This window comes from Peribacillus sp. CSMR9, from assembly GCF_033141925.1.
Taxonomy (GTDB): domain Bacteria; phylum Bacillota; class Bacilli; order Bacillales; family DSM-1321; genus Peribacillus; species Peribacillus simplex_A.
The window spans coordinates 1-523 of sequence record NZ_JAOPHO010000237.1; the positions used below are offsets into that span (position 1 = coordinate 1).

Below are 523 nucleotides of genomic sequence, written 5' to 3' on the forward strand. Positions count from 1 at the left end.
GTAGAGCACTGAATGGGCTAGGGGGCATATCGCTTACTGAACCTTATCAAACTCCGAATGCCATATAGTATTAGTCCGGCAGTCAGACTGCGAATGATAAGATCCGTAGTCAAAAGGGAAACAGCCCAGATCGTCAGCTAAGGTCCCAAAGTATAAGTTAAGTGGAAAAGGATGTGGGATTTCTAAGACAACTAGGATGTTGGCTTAGAAGCAGCCACTCATTAAAAGAGTGCGTAATAGCTCACTCGTACCGTAAGGAGCGGTGGACTGATTACGAGTGAGTATGTTGGCATTAGTAGCGAGAACTAGGTGAGAATCCTAGTGGCCGAAAACCTAAGGTTTCCTCAGGAAGGCTCGTCCGCTGAGGGTTAGTCGGGACCTAAGCCGAGGCCGAAAGGCGTAGGTGATGGACAATCGGTTGATATTCCGATACCACTGCAAATCGTTATTACCGATGGAGTGACGCAGGAAGATAGAGTGTGCTAGCTATTGGATGCTAGTCTAAGCACTTAGGTATACAGTT

The 523-nt window shown here is 47.0% G+C and carries 1 rRNA gene; it reads left to right on the top strand.

Features of this window, described 5'->3' with window-relative positions:
• Positions 1-523, top strand: a 23S ribosomal RNA gene (locus tag N9I19_RS25080); the annotation flags it as partial.